This window comes from Microbacterium sp. S308A+ (assembly GCF_049800815.1).
GTDB lineage: Bacteria > Actinomycetota > Actinomycetes > Actinomycetales > Microbacteriaceae > Microbacterium.
Window position 1 is genome coordinate 141,037 of the sequence record NZ_JBNAFT010000004.1, and the last position, 18,385, is coordinate 159,421.

The window sequence follows — 18,385 nt, forward strand, 5'->3', positions numbered from 1 at the left end:
ATTATCCCGCGCGGGCCGATACGTCACGCTTGTCGGGCCGACGCGACCTGCCGGCCCCGCTCCTCGGCGGCAGGCGGGCAGGAAGGCGACGCCTGGCGCCGAGGATGTATAGTCCATATGGACTAATCGATGTGGAGGAAGGATGAAGGCCCGGACACCGACGCCGCTGGGCGTCATGGTGCTCGCGCTGCTGCGCGAGGCCGACATGCATCCCTACGAGATGCTGCGGCTGCTGCGGTTCCGCAAGGACGACCGCATGGTGCGGCTCACCAACGGCACGCTGTACCACACGGTCGCGCGTCTGCAGCGGGACGGGCTGATCGCCGAGATCGGTGTGGACCGCGAGGGCAACCGTCCCGAGCGCACCACCTACACCCTCCTCGGCGAGGGGACGGAGGTGCTGGAGGCCTGGGTGCGACAAGGGCTCTCCCGCCTCGATCGCGACGCGGAGTTCACGGTGGCGCTCGCCGAGGCGCACAACCTTCCGAGGGAGGATGTCGCCCTCCTCCTCTCTCGCCGCCGGGAACAGCTTGCGGAACAGCTCGACCTGCTCCGTTCGGGTCTCGCATCCGCCCGGAGCCGTGCCGTCCCGGAGCAGTTCCTCATCGAGCACGACCGCCGGGAGGCGCTGCTGCAGGCAGACCTGAGCTGGACCGACCGGTTCCTTGCCACCCTCGCGCGGCCGGAATACCCCTGGGGCGTGGGCCAGGCCGCGACGGCTCCCACCCCGCCCCGTACGAATCACGCACCTCGAAAGGCTGCACACGAATGACCGACACCTCTCCGACCGCCGTGCGGTCGACCGCCGGCACCGCTCCGGCCGGTCCGCGTGGCCCGTGGCCCGCGCTGTGGGCACTCGTCATCGGGTTCTTCATGATCCTGGTCGACACCACGATCGTCTCCGTGGCGAACCCCGCCATCAAGGCGGCCCTCGACCCCGGCACCAACAACCTCGACAACGTGGTGTGGGTCACGAGCGCCTACCTGCTGGCCTACGCCGTCCCGCTGCTGATCACCGGGCGCCTGGGCGATCGGTTCGGTCCGAAGAACATCTACCTCATCGGGCTCGTGGTCTTCACCGGCGCCTCGCTGTGGTGCGGGCTCTCGACGACCCTGGAGGGGCTCATCGTCGCCAGGGCCGTGCAGGGGCTGGGCGCGGCGTTCATGACGCCGCAGACGATGGCGGTCATCACCCGCACCTTCCCGCCCGAGCGGCGGGGTGCGGCGATGGGGCTGTGGGGGGCGACCGCCGGCGTCGCGACGCTGGTCGGACCGCTCCTCGGCGGCGTGCTCGTCGACGGGCTCGGCTGGGAGTGGATCTTCTTCATCAACGTGCCCGTCGGTGTCATCGGGTTCGTCCTGGCTGTGCTCCTCGTGCCTCGCCTGGAGACCCACCCGCACCGCTTCGACATGGTCGGCGTCGTGCTCAGCGCCGCCGCGCTGTTCCTCATCGTCTTCGGCCTGCAGGAGGGCGAGAAGTACGATTGGGGGACGATCGCCGGGCCCGTCACGGTGTGGGGCCTGATCATCGCCGGGCTCGTGCTGATGGCGGTGTTCGTCCTCCAGCAGGCGCGCACCAGGAGCGAGCCGCTCGTGCCGCTCGATCTGTTCCGCGATCGCAACTTCTCGGGGGCGAACCTGGCCATCGCGGCTGTCGGGTTCACGGTGACCGGCATGTCGCTGCCATACATGTTCTTCCTCCAGCTGGCACGAGGGCTCACCCCCACCGAGGCCGCGTTGCTCATGATCCCCATGGCCGTGATCTCGGGGGCGCTCGCACCGCTGGCCGGCTCCCTGCTCGACAGGGTCGACCCGCGGCTCATCCTCGTCCCCGGGCTCCTGTTCGTCGCCGGGGGCCTGCTGTGGAACGCCGCGCTGATGACGCCGGACACCCCCATCTGGATGTTCCTGCTGCCCTCCGCCCTGCTCGGGATCGGCAACGCGGGCATGTGGGGTCCGCTCGCGACGACCGCCACGCGACGTCTCCCTCCTCGTCAGGCGGGAGCGGGCGCCGGCATCTACAACACCACCCGCACGATCGGATCGGTCATCGGCTCCGCGGCGATCGCCGCGTTCATGCAGGCGCGCCTGGAGGCGAACCTCCCCGGTGCGGGCGAGGCCCAGGGCGGGATCGGGGGCGGGGCGCTGCCCGAGGCGGTCGCCGGGCCGTTCTCGACCGCGATGGCGCAGACCATGCTCCTTCCAGCGGGCATCATGGCCGTGGCGCTGGTCGCGGCCCTGTTCCTCGGCCGTCACGCGCCCAAGGGCTGAGGGGGCCGCGCCCGCTCGCGTCGCGGACTCGCGAAGGATCTCCTGGGCCCGCGCTCCGGTCCCGAAATCTGGCTCTCTTCCCCCCCCCCCGGGGGGGGGGGGGGGGGGGGGGGGGGGGGGGGGCGGGGCGGGGGGCCCCCCCCCCCCCGTCCCGTCCCCGTTTTGTGTCCCCAGGCCCTGCGGAAAGCGACAGAAATCGCGACGGGAACGGTGGGTGTAGCTGCAGGTGGCACGGCCGACATAGCCGCAGACGGAGCGGAAGACAGCGCCGCAGACTTCGTGACCGGAGCCCTCCGCCCTGGACGCGACCCGAGCCGCTGTTCTAGGCTGTGGCCGTCATCCGCGCCACCGGCAGCAGCGTCGCTCCGGCCTCCCTGGGCGCAGCCACCCGACGGCGACGCTGCCCTGGAGACGACATGACGACGACCCCGATCGACCTCAGCCGCACCGACGGGAAGGGACTCGCCGCGGGAACGCTCGGGCTGTGGGGCTCCACCGTCATCGGCCTGGCCTCCACCGCCCCGGTGTACTCGCTCGTGGCCAGCCTGGGATTCGTGGTGCTGGCGATCGGCGCACAGGCGCCGATCGCGTTCATCGTCGCGTTCATCCCGATGCTGTTCATCGCCTTCGCCTATCGCGAGCTCAATCGTGACGTTCCCGACTGCGGCACCACCTTCACCTGGGGGACCAAGGCGTTCGGGCCCTGGGTGGGCTGGATGGGCGGATGGGGCGTGGCCGTGGCCGGCATGGTCGTGCTCGCGAACCTCGCCCAGATCGGCAGCATCTACTTCTGGGCGATGTTCGGGCTGTCGTTCGAGAACAACGACTGGCGGATCATCCTCGTCGCCGTCGCGTTCATCGCAGCGATGACGTGGGTGAGCTGGCGCGGGGTGGAGATCGGGGAGAAGATCCAGAACCTGCTGCTGGCGGTCCAGTACGGGGCGCTCGCCGTCTTCGTGATCGCCGCGTTCGTGCAGTTCTTCGCCGGAACCGCGCCGAACCCCACGCCGTTCGAATGGGAGTGGCTGAACCCCTTCGCGATGACGTCGTGGAGCGGGTTCACCGAGGCCGTCCTCCTCGCGCTCTTCATCTACTGGGGCTGGGACACCTGCCTGGCCCTGAACGAGGAGACGAAGGACCCCAAGCGCATCCCCGGCCTCGCCGCGCTCCTGACCTGCGTGCTGCTGCTGGTCACCTACGTGGGCGTCACGATCGCCGCGATGATGTACGCCGGACTCGGCGAGGACGGCACAGGGCTGGGCAACGCCGACAACGCCGACGACTTCTTCCTCTCGATCAAGGACGGTCTGCTCGGGCCGTTCGGCTGGGTGCTCGTCGTCGCGGTGCTCATCTCGGCGGTCTCGTCGACGCAGACCACCATCCTCCCGACCGCCCGCGGCACGCTCGCGATGGGGGTGTACCGGGCACTCCCCGAGAGGTTCAAAGACGTGCACCCGCGCTATCGGACGCCCTCGTTCTCGACCCTCGTGATGGGCGTGGTCGCGATCCTCTACTACGTCGGGATGACGCTGATCAGCGACAACATCCTGCAGGACTCGATCGCCTCGCTCGGCCTCGCGATCGCCTTCTACTACGCGATCACCGGATACGCCTGCGTCTGGTACTTCCGCAAGGAGCTGTTCTCCTCGGCCGGCGCGTTCGTGGTCAAGGGACTCCTGCCGCTTCTCGGCGCGCTCATGCTGACCTACGCCTTCGTCCAGTCCGCGATCGACATGTGGGCGGTGGACTACGGCAACACGGTGCTGTTCGGGATCGGCGGCACGTTCGTCGTCGGGATCGGCTCGCTCCTGTTCGGGGTGGTGCTCATGGCGCTGTGGTACCTCTTCCCGCGGTCGAAGCGCTTCTTCCGCGGCGAGAGCCTCAACCGGGACACGCCCGTGCTCGTCCCCGACGAGCCGGGGGAGGCGATCCGCTCGGTCGACGGCGGGATCTGAGCGGGCACCGCCTGCGCCCGCTCCGGTCCGTCCGGCGCGGGCGGTCGCTGTCCGTTCCCGTCCGGCGCGGGGCGGTCGTTGTCCGTTCCCGTCCGGCGCGGGGCGGTCGTTGTCCGTTCCCGTGCTATTCGCCGCTCCGTCCCCGCGTTCTCCGGTCCGCTCGCCCGTCTGTTGTCCCGCTCGCCCGCCTGTTCCCAGACCCGTGCGTCAGGATGGGGGCATGCGCTCGACGCCCCTCCCTCCCGCGCTCGTGGGCGATTGGCTCCTCGAGCGGCGGATCCTCGATCGGCGGAGCGGTGAGTGGTACGCGGTCAGCGGCACGACGCGTCTCGTGCCGGCAGATCGGGGGCGGATCGCCTGGACCGAGCGCGGGGTCATGACCGGGGCCTCGGGGACGACGCCGATCGAGCGCGAGCTCTCGATCGCGGAGGACGACCGGGGCGACTGGACGGTCTCCTTCGCCGACGGCAGGCGGTTCTTCGCCTGGGACCCGGACGCGCCGATCGCGCACGCCTGCGGCGACGACGCCTATCGGGCGCGCATGGGCTTCGTCCGCGCGTCTGCCGGCGGGGTGGTGCTGTGGGGGGTGCGCTGGGACGCCACCGGTCCGGCGAAGGACTACCGCAGCGTCAGCATCCTGCGGCGCGCCGAGGGACCGTGATCCGAGCGCCTCAGGACGCGACGCGGGCGGCGATGTCGCGGCGGTAGTGCCCGCCGTCGAGCCGGATGCGTCCGATGGCCTCGTAGGCCCGGGCGCGCGCGTCCGCGAAGTCGGAGCCGGTCGCCACGACGTTGAGCACGCGCCCGCCCGAGGCGACGAGCGTGCCGCCCGGGGCGTCCGGTCCGGCGGTCGCCGCGTGCACGATGCGGACGCCATCGATCGCCTCGGCCTCGCCCAACCCCTCGATCAGACGACCGGTCCGCGGCGCCTCGGGATAGCCCTCGCTCGCGAGGACGACGGTGATCGCGACCTCGTCGGAGAAGGCCGGCTGCGGCTGGTCCTCGAGCGTCCCGGAGGCGGCGGCGAACAGGAGGGCGGAGAGCGGCGTGACCAGCCGCGGAAGCACGACCTGGGTCTCGGGGTCGCCGAACCGGGCGTTGAACTCGATCACCCTGATCCCCGCGGGGGTGAGGATCAGGCCCGCGTACAGCAGTCCGATGAACGGCGTCCCCTCGGCGTCGAGCTGCCGGATCACCGGGGTCGCGACCGTGCGGGTCACCTCGTCGACGAAGGCCTCGGTGCTGCCGAACCGATCCGCGAGCCAAGGAAGGGGGGAGTAGGCGCCCATCCCGCCGGTGTTGGGGCCGGCGTCGCCGTCGTGGGCGCGCTTGAAGTCCTGGGCAGGGCTGAGCGGACGCACGGTGTCGCCGTCGCTGAGGAAGAACAGCGACACCTCGGGGCCGGAGAGGAACTCCTCCACGAGCACCGGGCCGGCAGGGAGGTATTGCGTCGCGTGGGCGAGGGCCTCCGCGCGGTCGTCGGTGACGATCACGCCCTTGCCGGCGGCGAGGCCGTCCGCCTTCACGACGTGTGGGGCGCCCAGGTCGTCGAAGGCCGCCTCGACCTGGGCGAGCGTCGCTGCCCGCACGGCCCGGCCGGTGGGAACCCCCGCCGCGTCCATGATCCGCTTCGCGAAGGCCTTCGAGCCCTCCAGCTGCGCGGCGGCGCGTCCGGGTCCGAACACCGGGATCCCGCGCTCGCGGAGGACGTCGGCGACCCCGGCCACGAGCGGGGCCTCGGGGCCGACGATCACCAGGTCGACCGCGTTCGCGTTCGCGAAACCGGCGATGGCGGCGCCGTCCAGCGGGTCGACGTCGACGAGCGTCGCATCCTGCGCGATGCCGGCGTTGCCGGGCGCCGCGAGGATGTCATGTGCGGCCTCCTCCGACCGCAGGGCGAGGATGATCGCGTGCTCGCGGGCACCGGAACCGAGGACGAGGATCTTCACCCGGCCAGCCTATCGACCCGGCTCGCGCGGCCTGTCCGGCGGGACGGTGCGACGCGGACTGCGCGGCGGCACGGTCCCGTCGCACGGGAGGCTCGGCGGATCCGCTCCCCTCAGACGGGCCGTTCCGCGGAACGACTCCGGTCACACGGACCGTTCGACGGAGCGATCCCACGGCACGGTCCATCCGGCGGCCTCGAACAGGCCGTCCAGCACCATCGCCGTGAACCCCCAGACCACGGTGCCGTCGACGTCGAAGGCGGGGGCACGGAAGACGCGGTCGCCGTACCGTCGCACGGCGGTGAAGCGGTGGGCAGGATCCAGAAGGCGCGCGACGGGCATCCGGAATACCTCGACGGTCTCGGCATGGTCCACGGCGGCGACCGCCGAGGGCCGGCGCCACCAGCCCAGCACCGGCGTCACTCGGTGGTTGCTGGCGATGAGCGGAAGCTCCGGCAGCACGGACAGGACCTCGACGCCGGACGGGTCCAGCCCGGTCTCCTCCTGCGCCTCGCGCAGGGCGGTGGCCGCGGCGTCGACGTCGCCGGGCTCGGCCTTGCCGCCGGGGAACGACACCTGGCCCGGGTGGGACGAGAGCGTGTCCGCCCTCTTCTGCAGCAGCACGTCCAGGTCGCGGGCGATCGGGGCGTCGGCCGGTGCCAACGCGTCGTCGAGGACGCCGAAGAGGATGAGCACCGCCGCCGCGCGCGGCACGGCGTCGGACGGAGCCGCGGGCAGGAGCGAGCTCCACGCCGGGGACGAGGCCGCCGCGAGGAGCTCCGCCCTGGCGCCGGCGGCGGTCGCCGGGCCGCCGGGAGCGGTGCCACCGGAGGCCGCGTCACCGGGGGCGTGGATGGCGTCGGACATGACACCAGCGTAGGCGCGGACGGAGAGGCGGGGGCGGTTGCCGCCATCCCTCCTCGGGCAGAGCGGCGCAGAGGCGGGACCCCGGCCGGCACCCGGTGGGGGCACCCGGTCGACACCCGGCCGGCACCGACGCCGGCACCCCGGCCGGAACCCACGCTGACACCCCGGCCGGCCTCGGTCTGCGCCCGGCCGGCACCACGGCGCGGCCTAGGCTGGGAGGATGGCGGCGAAGATCGACACGGAGACAGGGCGGAAGGCCCTTGCCGAGGTCACGACGGCCCTCGGCGAGGGGGAGAGGCCCGCCCGGGCCGTGTACGCGACCGCCGTCCGCTACCTTCTCCAGCTGCTCGACGAGAAGGCGCCGGGAAACAGCGTCGAGGTGCGTGTTCCCCCGTTCGGCGCCGTGCAGGTGGTCCAGGGGCCGCGGCACACCAGGGGCACTCCGCCGAACGTCGTCGAGATGGACCCGGCCACCTGGGTCGCGGTCGCCCTCGGCTCGTCCTCCTGGGCCGAGGCGATGGCGTCGGGTCGGGTCCACGCCTCCGGCACCCGCGCCGATCTCGACGACCTGCTGCCCCTGCGTCCCTGACCGGGTCTCGGGGTCACAGCTCCCTACGCGCTCCCGTCGGGTGGATTCAGCTTTATCGGTTGGATTCGGTGATCTGGCCCGACGAACATGCATTGAGCCGACACGCAGGGGTGGTGGTGGGCGTGGGAGAATGGAGGCATGAGCAGCGAGCCCCGCACCGTCCGCGACGAGACCGTCGAGGCCCGCGTCCGCCGTGCGCCGCGCTGGGGCGTGTTCTTCGGCGCGGGGGCCGTGCTCGGACTGATCGTCGCCGTGATCCTCACCTTCACCGGCAGCTTCGAGCCCTCCGAGGCGGTCGGCGTGACCTACCCCGCCGGTCAGGTGTTCGGCTTCCTGCTGCTGTGGACGGCGCCGGCGGGCATCGCCCTGGGCGGCCTCGTCGCGCTCGTCCTGGAGCGGATGGCCCGGCGCACCGAGCGCACGGTCCGTGTCGAGCGCGAGACCGTCGCCGAATAGCCCGGCGCCGCGGCTGTCCCGGGTCGCCGACCGGGGCGACTCTCCGGTGGCCTTCGGCTCCTTCCTCCCGTCACGGATTCTGTCGCCCTCGGGCTGCGGAAGCGACAGAGTCCGTGACGGGAGCGAGGAGGCCCGGGAAAGCGAACGGAGCGGGGGAGAGCCGGGGGTCAGGCCAGCTCCGCGATCACCGGGCGGATGGCCTCGTCGAACGCCACCACGTCACGCCGCAGGCCATCGGTGACGGCGACGCTCATCGCACCGATCCACCAGATCCCTCGCTGAGCGAGCGGCAGCACGTGGACGTTGAGCTCGAACGAGTGCGCGCGGCGCCCCGCCTCGCGTTCGTGCTCCGCGATCGCCCCGGCGTAGGCGCGGTACGCGTCGCCGGTGCCGCTGACCGAGCGGGCGTAGCGCGCGTGCACCTCGTGCGCGTAGGAGACCGCCGAAGGCCCGAGGGGAAGGATCGCCGCCCGCAGCTCCTCCGCCCCGCGGGCGGGCAGGGCGACGAGCGTGTCGAACCCGTCGATCAGCTCCAGGGGCACCTCGGACGGATGCGCCATCGGCTCGACCGTCATCTCCCAGTACGCGTGCCATTGACGCTCCACCAGCGCGGAGGCCTCCGGCGCATCGGGCGGGCGAGTGCCACGTTCGCGCAGCGGGGGGAGACCGGCCGGTTCGCGGATCCCGAGATCCTGGCGCAGCGCGAGAGCGACGAGCACCGGGATCCCGGCGTCCTCGCGCACGAGCCACTGCGGCTTGTCGGCCATGGCCCCATCGTACGGATCGGAGCCGCCGAGCGACACGGCGGCCGTCCGCGCGGATCGCATCCTCGAGCGGTTCCGCCGGTCGCGCCCGACGGTAGGCTATTCGCGTGTCCTCCCCCACCTATGCCGCGGCCGGCGTCGACACGGCCGCCGGCGATCGTGCCGTCGAGCTCATGAGATCCGCCGTGCGCGCCACGCACGGCCCTGAGGTCCTGGGGGGAGTCGGCGGGTTCGCGGGGATGTTCGACGCCTCGGCGCTGCGCGGCTACACGCGCCCGCTGCTGGCCACGAGCACCGACGGCGTGGGCACGAAGGTCGCGATCGCCCAGGCCGTCGACAAGCACGACACGATCGGGCATGACCTGGTCGGCATGGTGGTCGACGACATCGTCGTGGTGGGAGCCGCGCCGTTGTTCATGACGGATTACATCGCCTGCGGCAAGGTCTTCCCGGAGCGCATCGCCGACATCGTCCGCGGGATCGCCGAGGCGTGCACGCTGACCGGCACGGCCCTCGTCGGAGGCGAGACGGCCGAACACCCTGGCCTCCTCGGCGTCAACGACTATGACGTCGCGGGCGCTGCGACCGGCGTGGTCGAGGCCGACCGCCTCCTCGGCGCCGAGGAGGTGCGCGACGGCGACGTCGTGCTCGCCCTCGCCTCCAGCGGACTGCACTCCAACGGCTTCTCCCTGGTCCGTCACATCATCGCGAACGCGGGGATCGGGTATGGCGACCAGGCCGCGGATCTCGGGACCACCTGGGGCGAGGCGCTGCTGACGCCCACGCGGTTGTACACCACGCCGCTGCTCGGGATCGCGGACTCTTTCGGCGATGCGGTGCACGCCCTCAGCCACGTCACCGGAGGGGGCATCGCCGCCAACCTCGCCCGCGTCCTCCCCCAGGGAAGCTGGGCCGAGGTCGATCGCGGCACCTGGTCGCCGGCGCCCGTCTTCCGCGTGCTGAGCGACATCGCTGGCACCACCCTCGCATCGAGCGAGGGCACCTGGAACCTCGGGATCGGCTTCCTCGCCGTCGTCGACGCGAGCGCCGCCTCCGACATCGCCGCCACGCTCACCGCGGGCGGCATCGACACCTGGCAGGTCGCGTCCGTGCACACCGGCCGCCGGCCCGACGGCGACTTCGAGCAGGGGGCGAAGGGCGTCGACGGAGGGGCCGTGCGTCTCGTGGGCGCCTATCGAGAAGGCGAGAAGAACTAACCCCCCATGTGCGGCATCGTCGGAATGGTCGGCAACGGCCCGGTCAACCAGGACATCTACGACGCTCTCCTGCTCCTGCAGCACCGTGGGCAGGACGCGACCGGCATCGCCACGGCCGAGCCGGGCGGGATCATGCACATGGCGAAGGCCAGCGGCATGGTGCGTGAGGCGTTCCGCACGCGTGACATGCGTTCGCTCCTCGGCAACGTGGGCCTCGGCCACGTGCGCTACGCGACCAAGGGCACGGCGTCGAGCGAGGAGGAGGCCCAGCCGTTCTACGTGAACGCGCCCTACGGCATCATCCTCATCCACAACGGCAACCTGACCAACACCCGCGAGCTCGCCGCGGAGATGGCGCAGCGCGATCGTCGACATCTGAACTCCTCCAGCGACACCGAGCTGCTCCTCAACGTGCTCGCGAACGAGCTGCAGACCACCACCTCCGCGATCGACCTCGACCCGGAGCGGATCTTCGAGGCCGTGTCGCGTACGCATGAGCGGATCGAGGGCGCCTACGCGGTCATCGCGATCATCGCAGGACACGGTCTCCTCGCCTTCCGTGACCCGTTCGGGATCCGCCCGCTGATCCTCGGCCGTCGTGCGGGGGCCGAGGGCGCCGCCGACGAGTGGGTGGTCGCGAGCGAGTCGCTCGTGCTCGAGAACGCCGACTACGAGATCGTGCGCGAGGTCGAGCCGGGAGAGGCCGTGTTCGTCACGACCGAGGGCGAGCTCTTCTCCCGGCAGTGCGCGGCCGACCCCACCCTCGCCCCCTGCGCCTTCGAGTACGTCTATCTCGCGCGTCCCGACTCCGTCATGAACGGCGTCTCGGTCTACGAGTCCCGTCTGCGGATGGGGCAGCGTCTGGCCGACACGATCGCGAAGCACGTCCCGCTCGACCAGATCGACGTCGTCATGCCGATCCCGGACTCCTCCCGCCCGGCGGCGATGGAGGTCGCCCGCAAGCTCGGCATCGAGTATCGCGAGGGCTTCTACAAGAACCGCTACGTCGGCCGGACCTTCATCATGCCCGGTCAAGCGGTGCGAAAGAAGAGCGTGCGGCAGAAGCTCAACGCGATGTCGACCGAGTTCCGGGGCAAGAACGTCCTGCTCATCGACGACTCGATCGTCCGTGGCACGACCAGCCAGCAGATCATCCAGATGGCCCGCGACGCGGGCGCGTCCTCGGTGATCTTCGCCTCGGCCGCACCGCCCATCCGTCATCCGCACGTCTACGGGATCAACATGCCCTCGAAGCACGAGCTCGTCGCCTACGGGCGCACGATCCCCGAGATCGCGGACGTGCTCGGCTGCGACCGGATCGTCTACCAGGAGGTCGAAGACCTCAAGGCCGCGATCATCGAGGGGTCCGATCTCGACGATCTTGACATGAGCCCGTTCGACGGGCGGTACGTGACAGGGGCGGTCAGCGACGAGTATCTGTCCTGGCTCGAGGGAGCACAGACCTCGTGACGGCGGCGCGCCCGCTGTGGCAGGGGCGGACGCTGGCAGTGCTCGGCATCCTCCTCTGCGCGTTCTCGCTCCGCTCGGCGGTGGCCTCGCTGTCTCCCGTGATCGACCACATCTCCGCCGACTTCCCGCTGCCTCCGGCCGTGATCGGCCTGATCGGCACGGCGCCGCCGGTCTGCTTCGCGATCTTCGGGCTGCTCACCCCGCTGCTCGAGCGGCGGTTCGGACTGGAGCGGCTGGCCGTGGTGGCGCTCTCCGCGGTCGCGATCGGGCTGGTGCTGCGCGGGCTGTCGGTGGACTCCGTCACGCTGCTGCTGACGACCGCGTTGATCTTCGCCGGCGTCGGCACGGGGAACATCCTCCTGCCGCCCCTGGTCAAGAGGTACTTCCCCGATCGGCTGAGCGTCATGATGACGCTCTACACCACGGCGATGGCTTTCTCGACCTTCCTGCCGCCGCTGCTGGCGGTTCCCGTCGCCGACGCCGCCGGCTGGCGCGTGTCCCTCGGGCTCTGGGGGGCGTTCGCCCTCGCCGGGATCATGCCGTGGCTGGTCCTCGTGCTCAAGGACCGGAAGGGGCCCACGTCCGCGCCCGTCGCGCCGGCTGCGCCCGCGCTGACCCGCCCCGTGGACGAGGGCGACGAGGTGGCCGCGGTCTCGACCGGACCGATCGTCACGGCGCCCGCCGACTCCCGCAGCTTCTCGCGTGTCGTGCGGATCCCGTTGTCCTGGGCGCTCGCGGTCGTGTTCGGGACTTCGTCGACCATGGCCTACGTGGCTTTCGCCTGGCTGCCCTCGATCCTCGTCGACCGCGCCGGCGTGAGCGCGTCCGCGGCGGGTCTCCTGCTCTCGCTCTTCGCCGCCATCGGCCTCCCGGCCTCGTTGCTGGTGCCGGTTCTCGTGGTCCGCTTCCAGGCCACCCGACCGTTGTACTTCCTCGGCGTCGTCGGTGGACTGGTGGGCCTCCTCGGCCTCCTGCTGGCGCCGGAGCCGGGGCTCCTCTGGCTCTGGGTCGGTCTCTACGGCCTGGTCGGCGCCCTGTTCCCGCTGAGCCTGGTCCTCATCAGCATCCGCGCCCGTACCCCGGAGAGCGCCGTCGCCCTCAGCGGTTTCGTGCAGAGCGTCGGGTACACCCTCGCTGCTGTCTTCCCGGTGCTCGTCGGCGTGCTGCACGAGGCGACCGGGGGCTGGCAGGTGCCGCTCGTGGTCGTCGCCGCAGCGCTCGTCGCCTCGGTCCCTGCCGGGATCCTCGCCGGCCGTCGGCGGACCATCGAGGACGAGTGGGAACGCCGGCACGGCCGGTGGTGACCGCCGGACGACGGACGACCCGCCCGGCGACGGCTGCGGCGCCGACCGGGCCAGACACGGCTCTGACGCGAGGAACGGCTGTCACGACGAAGGCCCTGACCGTCCGGGCTGATGCCGATCGGTCAGGGCCAGAGTCCGTACCCCGCGGGGCGGAAGGCCCGGTCAGGCTCGTTCGAGCTTGTCCTCGTCTTCGTCGGCGTACTGGTCGGCCCACTTGTCGACGTACGCGTCGTCGCTGTCCTGCGTCTGTCCGAGCTCGCGCTCCAGCGCCGAGTAGTTCACCTCGGGGCTGTATGCCTTGAGCTCGCGGGCGATCTTCGTGTGCTTCGCCTTCTGACGGCCACGGCCCATGCGCGAGACCCCCTTACTGTAAGCAACCGGGCGGAACGGGGCCCGGTGTTATTCACGGCACCGGCTGAGGCCGGTAAGAGTAGCATTCAGAATAGCACGCGGGCCTTCGGCCCCGGCCCGCGCACCGACAGCGAAGGGAACGAACGACGTGTCAGAGAACGCCTCCTCCCCCGTCGACGACGAGCTCCAGAACGGTCAGCTGCAGAAGGCCGTCATCGTCGCCATGCTTCCCGATCAGCCCGCCCGGGTGCTGTCGGTCGCCGTGCAGTATGCGCAGCTGCTCTCGGCTCCGCTGGTGGTCGTGCACGTGGACGTCACCCGCTTCGTGACCTTCGAGGACCCGGACGGCTACGTGCATTCCGCTCCCATCGATTTGAACATCGACACCGGCATCGCCGAGTTCGAGGACGTCCGGCGCACGGCGGCGCAGGCGCTCGCCGGCACCGGGCTCACCTGGACGGCACGGCAGCTCGTCGGCGACCCCGCGCTGGCGATCAAGCAGCTCGGCGCCAAGGTCGACGCCCAGCTCATCGTCGTCGGGACCCGTAAGCGCGGTCTCGGGGAGTCGATCCGGGAGTTCTTCACCGGCTCCGTCGCCGCTCGCCTCTCGCACCGCCAGTCCCGGCCGGTGCTCGTGGTCCCGCTGGAGGAGCCGGTGCCCGACGACCAGGAGATCTGGTCCGAGTAGGCGCTTTTTCTGACGACTCGTCCCTGTGGTGGCGGGGAGGGTCAGTAGTAGCGGAGGAGTGCGCCGTGCCGATGCGGCCGCGGCGTCGGCGTCCCCGCCGTCCGTGAGACGGCGGGATCTGCGCCCGTGGCGGTCGGGGCGGCGATCCGGCGGGAGGGCGCGTACGGCTGCGAGAGCGTGTCGCGCTCGGCGCCGTCGGGGGCCGCGCCCTCCGCCGCGATCATCCCCGGCTCCCGCGGAGACCGTCGAGCGCCGAGATCACGCCGTGCGTGGCGGCGTCGAGAGCCTCGTCGAGGTCGCTCACGACGGAGGAGGGCAGCTCCCCGCCCTTTGCGACGTGGGTGCGCAGGTCGGTGCGGATCCGGGCACGGAACGCGTTGATGAGCGCATCCGCGCGCTGGAGCTGTTCCCGGCTCGCGATCCGGGAGTCGTCACGCGGGGGGCGAGGGCGTGACTTCGCCGCGATCCGCTCGGCCTGGGCCGCGCTCGCGAGATCGGCGCGCAGGCTCTTCATCGCGTCCTGCACGCTCTGGCGCACCTCGTTCGCGATCAGCCGCACCGAGTCGGTGAGACCCGCCTCGATCCCGGCGAGATCGTTCTCGCGCGTGGCGAGCTCGGTGCGCCCGGCGTCGGTGATGGCGTAGATGGCGGTGCGGCCGTCGACGGTCTTGGTGACCAGCCCCTCCTCCTCCAGCTTGGCCAGCCGAGGGTAGATGGTGCCGGCGCTCGGAGTGTAGGTGCCCCCGGTCCGATCGGTGAGGGCTTGGATGATCCCGTAGCCGTGCTGCGGAGACTCCGCGAGCAGGGACAGGAGGTAGAGGCGCAGGTCTCCGTGGGAGAAGACGGCGGGGGTCACAGCAGGTCCTCCCCTTCGGCGGTGAAGGCCACCGGGTCCTCGGCGGCGCTGCGGCGGAGGACGGTGATGTCCCCCGACACCGAGTTCGACCGGATGTCCACGAAGCTGCCCGACAGCTCGCCCGAGCGCCCGGAGAAGCTGCTGGGGCCGGAGCTGCCGCGGTCGAGCCCATCGATGCGCAGACGCCCGCTCAGGGTGCGCATGACGTAGTTGGCGGCGAGGTCGGGGTCGAGGCGGACGGTGCTGTTGCCCGACACCGTGTTCAGGGCGATCGTGTTCACGGGGCCCGTCGCGTCGACGACCATCGACCCGGAGACCGTGTCGACCGTGGCCTTGCGGATCTCCCCGGTGAGGGCGACGTCGCCGGAGACGCTGTTCGCGAGGGCGGGGCCTGTGAGGGCGCGCACCTGCACGTCGCCGGAGACGGAGTTGAGCGTCAGCTCGCCGGTGTGGGTGTCGACGATGATGTCGCCGGAGACGGTGCTGAGCCGGGCCTCGTTCTCGAGGCCCGAGACGAGGGCGCCGGCGCTGACGACGCCGAGCGAGAGCGAGATCCCCCGGGGGACCGCCACGCTGACCTGCGCCTTGGGCCCGCCCGAGCCGAAGTTGCGGAACACCTCGAGGAAGTTGTCCCAGCCCAGCTGGGGGTGGTCGATCTCGACCTGCGTCCCGTCGGACTCGATGCGCAGGTCCTTGACGGTGACGCCGTGCACCTCGATACGGACGCCCGGCTCGTCGTGGGCGATGATGTCGACCTGGCCGCCGACGAGGCCGACCTTGAGACGAGACGCGCTCTCGATGTCGATGACGCGTTCCTCGCCGGGGGCGATGAGCCACTTCTCAGTCATTTTCCTTCTCCTTGGGTGGAAGTCTTAAGATCGCGATATATCGCGTGCTTGAAGAGTAACACGATATATCGCGAATCTGTCAAGGGGGCAGAGAGATCCCTGCTCTGGGCCTGAAAACTCCGGGGGCCTGCGAAGACGGAGGGGGTGAGCCGGCGTCGGTCAGGAGCAAGCGGGGGCGGACAGGCCGTGGAGGGCGGACCACTGCGCCTGCAATTCGGCGCCGTACCGCGGCTCCGGCCCGGTGAGTCTCGGCGTGCATCCCGAGGTGCTGAAGCCGCCGATGACGTCGCCGGGGGTGGCCGAGAGGCCGACCGCGTACTCCGCGCCGGTCGGCGCCGCCGCCTCGAGAAGAGGGCGGACGTACTCCCAGACCGGTGACGACGTGAGGCCCTGACCCGGGGCGGCGGTGGGGGCGAGGTCGGCGGGGAGCCGGAACCAGAGGGTCGGGGGCGATCCGGCGTCGGCGGAGACGGTGAAGTCCAGCTCGCGGTCGGGGTCCTTCTCGGCGAGGCCTCGGTAGGCGTTCTCGAACATGCCGATCGTCGTGCCGAGCTCCGGTGACACGGGTGACTCGACGGAGGTCGCGTCGTGGACGACCGGCGAACCCGTCCCCAGCTGGAGGACGAGGCGATCAGTCCTCGTCTGCATCGAGAAGCCGTCGAGGAGTGCGGCCTGCGCGGCGGGGGAGAGATGGTCCTCCTTGATCCCGATCGTGCGTCGCTCCCCGACCGACGCGAAGATCGGGAGCCCCTGATGCGCCCTGCTCAGCCATTCCTCGACGAAGGCGACGCCGGGGGCAGGAGTGCCAGGGGCGATGTGGAAGGACGCCTCCGGACCGGCCGCCGGCGTCAGCCTCAGCGCTGCCGCCCGCGACCCGCTGACCTCGGACGTGCCGAGCCCGCCCTCCCGGAGCAGGAGCCAGGCCGTGATGACATGGTGGGCCTCTGCCGCCGTCGCCGCCGCGGTGAGCACGACATCCGTCTCGCGTTCGATCCCCGCGTCGAACCCTCCGTCGTCGACCGTGCAGGCGGCCTGCGCCACGCCGGGCAGTCGATCGAGCTCCGCGCAGGTCGCGGTGGCCGCGCGTTCTGCCGCGGAGATGTCGAGCGGCGAGGAGCAGCCGCCGATGACGACCGCCAGCGAGAGCGCGGCCAGAGACGCCAGCAGTCTCCGTTCCGTCGTCGCTCGCCCGACTCTCACGATGCCGCGTGCTCGACGTCCGGATGGGCCATGCCGGGATCCTCTCACAACGCGGGGATAGAGTGGCGGCGTGAGCTCCCCCGCCGCCCGTGTCGCCCTCGTGGCCCTGGGCGGCACGATCGGGACCGGCGCCAGGCTCCTCCTCGGGACCGCCCTCCCCGAGCTCGCCGGGATCCCGGTCGCGACGCTCGCCGCGAACGTCGTCGGCTCGCTCCTGCTGGGGATCCTGGCGGCCAGGCTCCCGGGGTCGTCATCGTGGCGCATCTTCCTCGGCACCGGCGTGCTCGGCGGGTTCACCACCTACAGCGCGTTCGCCATGGGATCGGTCACCCTCTGGCACGCCGCCCCGGCGCTCGCCGCGGCGTATGCGGCAGGGAGCCTCGTGCTCGGGGTCGGCGCGGCCGCGCTCGGGCTCCGCCTCGGCGCACGGAAGGAGCGCAGCACATGAGCCCACTCGCTCTCGTGCTCGCTGCGCTCGCAGGAGGCCTCGGCGCGGCGGCGCGCTACCTCGTCGACCGGGGCGTCTCGCGTCTCGCGGGCGCGCGCTTCCCGTGGGGCGTCTTCCTCGTCAACGTGACCGGATCCTTCGCCCTGGGCGTGGTGACCGGTGCGCTGCCGGAGGCGGTGTTCGTCGTGGGCGCCGGTCTTCTCGGCGGCTACACCACGTTCAGCACCGCGATGCTCGATGTGGTGGCGCTCTGGCGAGACGGCTCCCGTCGCGCCTCGGCGTTCAACGCGTGGGGCATGCTGCTCGTGAGCGTCCTCGCGGCCTTCGGTGGCCTCGCCCTCGGCGCGACCCTCTGACCCGGTGGCGGGCGGTGCGCGTCGTGGGCGCACATCGGCTTCCGGACATGTTCTCGGCCGTTCCGGACAAGTTCTCGTCCCGCTCCCGTGATTTTTCCCCGTTTCTCAGGATGCTCACATCCCCGTGGATGTACAAACGTACACACTGTTCGGGGAGGGGGAAGAGCCATGGGGGAGACGACGCGGGCGCGACGGGATCCGGCAGCCCGTCGTCGTGCGATGGTCACGGCGGCCGCCGAGCTGATCTCCGAGGTGGGCGTCGACGCCCTCACCCATCGGATGGTGGCCTCGAGAGCGCAGGTCCCGCTGGGCGCGACCACCCAGTACTTCGACACCCTCGACGATCTGCGGGCCGCAGGGCTCCAGCATCTGGCCGACGACATCGACGCGCGCATGGACGATCTGCACGCGGCGCTGATCGAGCAGGGCGTCTCGGCGACCTCTCTCGCGACGCTGATCGCGCAGGGGCTCTCCGACGCGCAGGCCGTCAAGACCGACCGTGCCGTCGTCACCGCCGCCGTGAACGACCCTCGCCTGCAGGAGCTCGCCCGGCATTGGGGCGAGCGCATGGTCTCTTTCCTCGAGCCCACCTGCGGCGCGCAGCGGGCGGCGCTCGCCGCCGTCTTCGTCGACGGCGTCCTCTGGCAGTCCCTCGTCGGCCATGCCCCGCTCGACAGAGGCCTCATCGAGGCCGGCTTCTCCGCGATCTTCGAAGCCCCGACGTCTTCGTCGGAGGCGTCCACGTCCGTCCCTTCCATCACAGCCCGACTCGCGACCGACCGTCCTGTCTGACCCGAAA

At 71.4% G+C, this 18,385-nt stretch carries 21 protein-coding genes; 13 read left to right on the forward strand and 8 right to left on the reverse strand.

The genetic code is table 11. From position 1 onward, the window contains the following. Positions 1-142: 142 nt before the first annotated feature. The 4 genes from ACP15J_RS11895 (at position 143) to ACP15J_RS11910 (ending at position 4,887) form a co-directional block, all read left to right on the forward strand. On the forward strand, positions 143-772 hold the full coding sequence (locus ACP15J_RS11895) for a PadR family transcriptional regulator (RefSeq protein WP_424937213.1): 630 nt from the start codon (positions 143-145) through the stop codon (positions 770-772). Beyond that, complete coding sequence (locus ACP15J_RS11900; protein ID WP_424937214.1) at positions 769-2,271, forward strand: DHA2 family efflux MFS transporter permease subunit; 1,503 nt, start codon at positions 769-771, stop codon at positions 2,269-2,271. Before ACP15J_RS11895 ends, ACP15J_RS11900 begins: the two co-directional genes overlap by 4 nt. 416 nt (positions 2,272-2,687) lie before the next feature. Next, on the forward strand, positions 2,688-4,226 hold the full coding sequence (locus tag ACP15J_RS11905) for an APC family permease (RefSeq protein ID WP_424937215.1): 1,539 nt from the start codon (positions 2,688-2,690) through the stop codon (positions 4,224-4,226). Between the two features lie 220 nt (positions 4,227-4,446). Next, positions 4,447-4,887: a DUF6314 family protein gene (locus tag ACP15J_RS11910; protein ID WP_424937216.1), complete on the forward strand. Its 441-nt coding sequence runs from the start codon at positions 4,447-4,449 to the stop codon at positions 4,885-4,887. Positions 4,888-4,897: 10 nt separating this feature from the next. Here ACP15J_RS11910 and purD read toward each other — a convergent pair whose 3' ends face one another. Both purD and ACP15J_RS11920 read right to left on the reverse strand, forming a co-directional pair. After that, the gene (gene purD / locus ACP15J_RS11915; protein WP_424937217.1) at positions 4,898-6,175 is read right to left on the reverse strand and encodes a phosphoribosylamine--glycine ligase; all 1,278 of its coding nucleotides are present in this window, start codon (positions 6,173-6,175) and stop codon (positions 4,898-4,900) included. A gap of 141 nt (positions 6,176-6,316) precedes the next feature. Further along, positions 6,317-7,039, reverse strand: a complete 723-nt coding sequence (locus ACP15J_RS11920; RefSeq protein WP_424937218.1) for an NUDIX hydrolase — start codon at positions 7,037-7,039, stop codon at positions 6,317-6,319. Positions 7,040-7,259: 220 nt separating this feature from the next. Between ACP15J_RS11920 and ACP15J_RS11925 the strand changes: the two genes are divergently transcribed. Continuing rightward, positions 7,260-7,628, forward strand: coding sequence for a sterol carrier family protein (locus ACP15J_RS11925; protein WP_424937219.1), 369 nt, complete (start codon positions 7,260-7,262; stop codon positions 7,626-7,628). 138 nt (positions 7,629-7,766) lie between these two features. Further along, complete coding sequence (locus ACP15J_RS11930) at positions 7,767-8,084, forward strand: hypothetical protein (protein WP_424937220.1); 318 nt, start codon at positions 7,767-7,769, stop codon at positions 8,082-8,084. A gap of 167 nt (positions 8,085-8,251) precedes the next feature. On the opposite strand, the gene ACP15J_RS11935 is transcribed toward ACP15J_RS11930, so the two are convergent. Beyond that, entirely contained in the window at positions 8,252-8,851 is a 600-nt protein-coding gene (locus ACP15J_RS11935; RefSeq protein WP_424937221.1) for a hypothetical protein, read from the reverse strand. A gap of 104 nt (positions 8,852-8,955) precedes the next feature. On the opposite strand from ACP15J_RS11935, the gene purM reads away from it, so the two are divergent. From purM to ACP15J_RS11950, 3 genes are read left to right on the forward strand one after another with little or no spacing between them, the layout of a single operon-like run. After that, the gene (purM, locus tag ACP15J_RS11940; protein ID WP_424937222.1) at positions 8,956-10,065 is read left to right on the forward strand and encodes a phosphoribosylformylglycinamidine cyclo-ligase; all 1,110 of its coding nucleotides are present in this window, start codon (positions 8,956-8,958) and stop codon (positions 10,063-10,065) included. A 6-nt stretch (positions 10,066-10,071) separates the two neighbouring features. Next, complete coding sequence (purF, locus tag ACP15J_RS11945) at positions 10,072-11,535, forward strand: amidophosphoribosyltransferase (RefSeq protein WP_424937223.1); 1,464 nt, start codon at positions 10,072-10,074, stop codon at positions 11,533-11,535. Beyond that, on the forward strand, positions 11,532-12,839 hold the full coding sequence (locus ACP15J_RS11950) for a CynX/NimT family MFS transporter (protein WP_424937224.1): 1,308 nt from the start codon (positions 11,532-11,534) through the stop codon (positions 12,837-12,839). Before purF ends, ACP15J_RS11950 begins: the two co-directional genes overlap by 4 nt. 162 nt (positions 12,840-13,001) lie before the next feature. On the opposite strand, the gene ACP15J_RS11955 is transcribed toward ACP15J_RS11950, so the two are convergent. Beyond that, the gene (locus ACP15J_RS11955; protein WP_424937225.1) at positions 13,002-13,190 is read right to left on the reverse strand and encodes a DUF3073 domain-containing protein; all 189 of its coding nucleotides are present in this window, start codon (positions 13,188-13,190) and stop codon (positions 13,002-13,004) included. Positions 13,191-13,338: 148 nt separating this feature from the next. On the opposite strand from ACP15J_RS11955, the gene ACP15J_RS11960 reads away from it, so the two are divergent. Continuing rightward, positions 13,339-13,878, forward strand: coding sequence for a universal stress protein (locus ACP15J_RS11960; RefSeq protein WP_424937226.1), 540 nt, complete (start codon positions 13,339-13,341; stop codon positions 13,876-13,878). Between the two features lie 41 nt (positions 13,879-13,919). Here the strand turns inward: ACP15J_RS11960 and ACP15J_RS11965 are convergent, their stop codons facing one another. From ACP15J_RS11965 to ACP15J_RS11980, 4 genes are all read right to left on the reverse strand, one after another. Continuing rightward, on the reverse strand, positions 13,920-14,102 hold the full coding sequence (locus ACP15J_RS11965; RefSeq protein ID WP_424937227.1) for a hypothetical protein: 183 nt from the start codon (positions 14,100-14,102) through the stop codon (positions 13,920-13,922). Then, positions 14,099-14,734 carry a PadR family transcriptional regulator gene (locus ACP15J_RS11970; RefSeq protein WP_424937228.1) on the reverse strand — a complete coding sequence of 212 codons (636 nt, stop codon included), beginning with the start codon at positions 14,732-14,734 and terminating at the stop codon, positions 14,099-14,101. The genes ACP15J_RS11965 and ACP15J_RS11970 overlap by 4 nt, the downstream gene beginning before the upstream one ends. Then, the gene (locus ACP15J_RS11975) at positions 14,731-15,582 is read right to left on the reverse strand and encodes a DUF4097 family beta strand repeat-containing protein (protein ID WP_424937229.1); all 852 of its coding nucleotides are present in this window, start codon (positions 15,580-15,582) and stop codon (positions 14,731-14,733) included. Before ACP15J_RS11975 ends, ACP15J_RS11970 begins: the two co-directional genes overlap by 4 nt. A 159-nt stretch (positions 15,583-15,741) precedes the next feature. Beyond that, positions 15,742-16,782, reverse strand: coding sequence for a hypothetical protein (locus ACP15J_RS11980; protein WP_424937230.1), 1,041 nt, complete (start codon positions 16,780-16,782; stop codon positions 15,742-15,744). Positions 16,783-16,852: 70 nt separating this feature from the next. Here ACP15J_RS11980 and ACP15J_RS11985 point away from each other — a divergent pair, with 70 nt between their 5' ends. The 3 genes from ACP15J_RS11985 (at position 16,853) to ACP15J_RS11995 (ending at position 18,378) form a co-directional block, all read left to right on the forward strand. Further along, positions 16,853-17,230, forward strand: coding sequence for a fluoride efflux transporter FluC (locus ACP15J_RS11985; protein ID WP_424937231.1), 378 nt, complete (start codon positions 16,853-16,855; stop codon positions 17,228-17,230). Further along, complete coding sequence (locus ACP15J_RS11990; protein WP_424937232.1) at positions 17,227-17,586, forward strand: fluoride efflux transporter FluC; 360 nt, start codon at positions 17,227-17,229, stop codon at positions 17,584-17,586. The genes ACP15J_RS11985 and ACP15J_RS11990 overlap by 4 nt, the downstream gene beginning before the upstream one ends. A 168-nt stretch (positions 17,587-17,754) precedes the next feature. Further along, a complete protein-coding gene (locus tag ACP15J_RS11995) occupies positions 17,755-18,378 on the forward strand; it encodes a TetR/AcrR family transcriptional regulator (protein ID WP_424937233.1) in 624 nt (207 codons plus the stop codon). Positions 18,379-18,385 lie beyond the last annotated feature (7 nt).